The following is a 5,000-nucleotide window of genomic DNA, read 5'->3' as shown; positions in this document are numbered from 1 at the left end:
CTATTTCAAGAGGATTATCCCCCGTACATTACTGGGTTCCACAAGAAATTCTTTTCTAGCAACTTCATTTACTCTCCTTATCTTAATTACAATATCTCTTTCTAACAGTACACTCACTCTCCTGAACCACTCATAATAGAATGAACCGACTATAGACTAGATTCAATTAATATTAAAAATTATGATGAGTAAAGGACCATTCGTAGATTATTTCATAAAACCAGTTGGAGATAGAATAATTGGTTCGTTTACAGATTTCACGATACCTTCATAGAAAAACACTTATTGTTTTGATACACGTCAACTATAGACAAGAAAAAGACGCTAAAACATATGAACATGCAGCTGTCATAGCACCGTAGCTCGCGAACCTATACGGTCTATAGTGAGAGTGGTGATGGCACACTACAATCTTGCACGTCAGCGATACCAAAAATGGACTTCGCCTTTGGTAGCAAGAATCACACTGATGTTAATCAGGTTGCCCCTTTAGCAGTGGGAGTGTCAATAAATCCAATATTAATAATTGAAATATACTTTACTGAAGAACCACTTCACTAAAGCATGTAAAGTTACAAGCTATACTGGAAATCCGAACCTAGTATGGCAGCTCTTCTTTAAACACATATGTCCAATAGAAAATAAGCGCCTCAATTGATTGAGTATGTCCATTACACCATTCGAGAACGAATGTTCTATTCTCTTGTTATACACCACTACTTCCTTGCATTTAAGTAATCACACTATAATTTTTCACTTATACTTATCTTCTATATAAAAGCTACAAAATTATAAAATTTAAAGAGTTGTATCCTATATCTATAAGTTTTTCCGTTAGAAGAGCATATAGTTTCATTATTTCCAACCAAATTACAAATAGAGTATATAACTACCTACATTTATTCCCGATGAACCCATTCTTCCTCCAACTTATTTATATCAACGTGATAATAAAGACAAATATGCTGTTCAAATAGCAACCAGTGGCCAACTATACTTTAGTTATCTTATTTATAAGGCTACAAAAAAGGATTCTTATCCAACTACTGGAGGAAACAAGTAGAACTTATAAAGAAGCTGAACACTATGTACAAGAGCAGTTCCAATATTACTACTCATAACTGATCTTCCCGCTCGAAAATTTTCTTGGGAATTTCGTGTAACAAACTATCCAAACTATAAAAAAGATTATAGAGTCTAAACATTAATCCACACATCTTTATCCAAAATGTTATATGCGAAAGTAATACATAAGAGTTTCAAGAACTATATTTTGAAATTATCGCCGCTCTTCAAAAGCCAGATTCAGAAAAAAGAACACGCGCTATTATCTTTTTAACTCCACCACTTTCACCATATAACTACTTAAAACAAATGAAGTGAAACTTTAATCAGCAGGGGGGGGCTGTTGATCCCCCACTGATTATTAGCCTTCACCAATCGGGCGTTTACGGGCAACAGGGCTCCCACCTAACTTCTTTGCTCCAGCTGAATTCTGAGGTGGGAGTTTTACTGCCCGCAAATAGCGTGATAAATGAAACAAATAGCCTGTTACAATGAACTTTTTTCTTCAAACTTTTTTCATGTACCACTATTCGGGTTCACTTCAATTTAACATGTGGTAGCTTCTTTTCTATTCACGAATTAAAGCCATTATCATCTCATTTATATAATTATTCAGTTAATTAGTTCAATTATATATCAATAGAGTTTAGGAGACTGATAAAATCATAGTTAAGAGCGTCTCATAAGACTTGTCTCAAAAATGAGGTGATATTTTGCGAAAAATCGGTTATATACGCGTCAGTTCAACTAGCCAGAATCCTTCAAGGCAATTTCAGCAACTGAACGAAATCGGAATGGATATTATTGTTTCCGGAGCAACAAAAGATCGTGAGCAACTTCAAAAAATGTTAGAGGATATACAAGAAGGTGACATCATTTATGTTACGGACTTAACTCGGATTACTCGTAGTACACAAGATTTATTTGAATTAATCGATAACATACGGAGTAAAAAGGCAAATTTAAAATCCTTAAAAGATACATGGCTAGATTTATCAGAAGATAATCCCTACAGCCAATTCTTAATTACGGTTATGGCGGGTGTAAACCAATTAGAACGTGATCTTATCCGTATGCGGCAGCGTGAAGGAATTGAACTGGCTAAGAAAGAAGGAAAGTTTAAAGGTCGGTTAAAGAAGTACCATAAAAATCATGCAGGAATGAATTATGCAGTAAAGCTTTATAAAGAGGGAGATATGACTGTAAATCAAATTTGTGAAATTACAAATGTGTCTAGGGCCTCATTTATATAAATACGCTTACCTTTAAACAAATAAGCTTGTTATCAATGGATTACTTGAGCCATTAATAACAAGCTTATTTCATTAAACACAAAAAAGACGAGTCATTCTGACTCGTCTTAAAGTTGCTTGGCGACGTCCTACTCTCACAGGGACAAGGTCCCAACTACCATCGGCGCTAGAGAGCTTAACTTCCGTGTTCGGTATGGGAACGGGTGTGACCTCTCTGCCATCATCACCAAACTGATGAAGGTATATTCCTTCAAAACTAGATAACATTGCTTCATATTATATGGTTAAGTCCTCGATCTATTAGTATTCGTCAGCTCCACATGTCACCATGCTTCCACCTCGAACCTATCAACCTGATCATCTTTCAGGGATCTTACTAGCTTACGCTATGGGAAATCTCATCTTGAGGGGGGCTTCATGCTTAGATGCTTTCAGCACTTATCCCTTCCGCACATAGCTACCCAGCTATGCCCTTGGCAGAACAACTGGTACACCAGCGGTGCGTCCATCCCGGTCCTCTCGTACTAAGGACAGCTCCTCTCAAATTTCCTGCGCCCACGACGGATAGGGACCGAACTGTCTCACGACGTTCTGAACCCAGCTCGCGTACCGCTTTAATGGGCGAACAGCCCAACCCTTGGGACCGACTACAGCCCCAGGATGCGATGAGCCGACATCGAGGTGCCAAACCTCCCCGTCGATGTGGACTCTTGGGGGAGATAAGCCTGTTATCCCCGGGGTAGCTTTTATCCGTTGAGCGATGGCCCTTCCATGCGGAACCACCGGATCACTAAGCCCGACTTTCGTCCCTGCTCGACTTGTAGGTCTCGCAGTCAAGCTCCCTTATGCCTTTGCACTCTACGAATGATTTCCAACCATTCTGAGGGAACCTTTGGGCGCCTCCGTTACACTTTAGGAGGCGACCGCCCCAGTCAAACTGCCCACCTGACACTGTCTCCCGGGTCGATAAGACCCGTAGGTTAGAATTTCAATACAGTCAGGGCGGTATCCCACCAGCGCCTCCACCGAAGCTAGCGCTCCGGTTTCAATGGCTCCCGCCTATCCTGTACAAACTGTACCAAAATTCAATATCAGGCTACAGTAAAGCTCCACGGGGTCTTTCCGTCCTGTCGCGGGTAACCTGCATCTTCACAGGTACTATAATTTCACCGAGTCTCTGGTTGAGACAGTGCCCAAATCGTTACACCTTTCGTGCGGGTCGGAACTTACCCGACAAGGAATTTCGCTACCTTAGGACCGTTATAGTTACGGCCGCCGTTTACTGGGGCTTCAGTTCAGAGCTTCGCTTACGCTAACCCCTCTCCTTAACCTTCCAGCACCGGGCAGGTGTCAGCCCCTATACTTCGCCTTACGGCTTCGCAGAGACCTGTGTTTTTGCTAAACAGTCGCTTGGGCCTATTCACTGCGGCTTTCCGTTAAGAAAGCACCCCTTCTCCCGAAGTTACGGGGTCATTTTGCCGAGTTCCTTAACCAGAGTTCTCTCGCACACCTTAGGATTCTCTCCTCGCCTACCTGTGTCGGTTTGCGGTACAGGCACCTTTTATCTCGCTAGAAGCTTTTCTTGGCAGCGGGGAATCAAAGACTTCGCTCCATAAGGAGCTTCCCCATCACAGCTCAGCCTTCACGATAAGCGGATTTGCCTACTTATCAGCCTAACTGCTTGGACGTGCACAACCAATCGCACGCTTCTTCTATCCTTCTGCGTCCCTCCATTGCTCAAACGATAAAGAGGTGGTACAGGAATATCAACCTGTTGTCCATCGCCTACGCCTGTCGGCCTCGGCTTAGGTCCTGACTAACCCTGAGCGGACGAGCCTTCCTCAGGAAACCTTAGGCATTCGGTGGACGGGATTCTCACCCGTCTTTCGCTACTCATACCGGCATTCTCACTTCTAAGCGCTCCACCAGTCCTTCCGGTCTGACTTCACTGCACTTAGAACGCTCCCCTACCACTGATACCATTGGTATCAATTCGCAGCTTCGGTGGTGTATTTAGCCCCGGTACATTTTCGGCGCAGAGTCACTCGACTAGTGAGCTATTACGCACTCTTTAAATGGTGGCTGCTTCTGAGCCAACATCCTAGTTGTCTAAGCAACTCCACATCCTTTTCCACTTAATACACACTTTGGGACCTTAGCTGGCGATCTGGGCTGTTTCCCTCTTGACTACGGATCTTATCACTCGCAGTCTGACTCCTAAGGATAAGTCATTGGCATTCGGAGTTTGACTGAATTCGGTAATCCGATGAGGACCCCTAGTTCAATCAGTGCTCTACCTCCAAGACTCTTACACTTAAGGCTAGCCCTAAAGCTATTTCGGGGAGAACCAGCTATCTCCAGGTTCGATTGGAATTTCTCCGCTACCCACACCTCATCCCCGCACTTTTCAACGTGCGTGGGTTCGGGCCTCCATTCAGTGTTACCTGAACTTCACCCTGGACATGGGTAGATCACCTGGTTTCGGGTCTACGACCACGTACTAAACGCCCTATTCAGACTCGCTTTCGCTGCGGCTCCGCCTCTTCAGCTTAACCTCGCACGGGATCGTAACTCGCCGGTTCATTCTACAAAAGGCACGCCATCACCCATTAACGGGCTCTGACTATTTGTAGGCACACGGTTTCAGGATCTCTTTCACTCCCCTTCCGGGGTGCTTTTCAC

1 protein-coding gene and 2 rRNA genes (1 of these 3 cut by a window edge) are annotated in these 5,000 nt (G+C 43.4%); 1 reads left to right on the top strand and 2 read right to left on the bottom strand.

Annotation, left to right across the window (positions count from 1 at the left end; genetic code table 11):
- Window positions 1–1,778: 1,778 nt before the first annotated feature.
- Window positions 1,779–2,318, top strand: a complete 540-nt coding sequence (locus tag MHH59_RS01600) for a recombinase family protein (protein ID WP_340850765.1) — start codon at window positions 1,779–1,781, stop codon at window positions 2,316–2,318.
- Window positions 2,319–2,433: 115 nt separating this feature from the next.
- Here MHH59_RS01600 and rrf read toward each other — a convergent pair.
- Window positions 2,434–2,549 (bottom strand): 5S ribosomal RNA (gene rrf / locus MHH59_RS01595).
- Window positions 2,550–2,598: 49 nt separating this feature from the next.
- Window positions 2,599–5,000 (bottom strand): 23S ribosomal RNA (locus MHH59_RS01590); it runs 520 nt beyond the window's last position.

The sequence above is a fragment of the Bacillus sp. FSL E2-0195 genome, from assembly GCF_038003645.1.
Taxonomy (GTDB): Bacteria; Bacillota; Bacilli; order Bacillales; family Bacillaceae_G; genus Bacillus_A; species Bacillus_A mycoides.
Note: the sequence above shows the minus strand (reverse complement) of the source record. Positions and strands in the feature narration are given on the sequence as shown.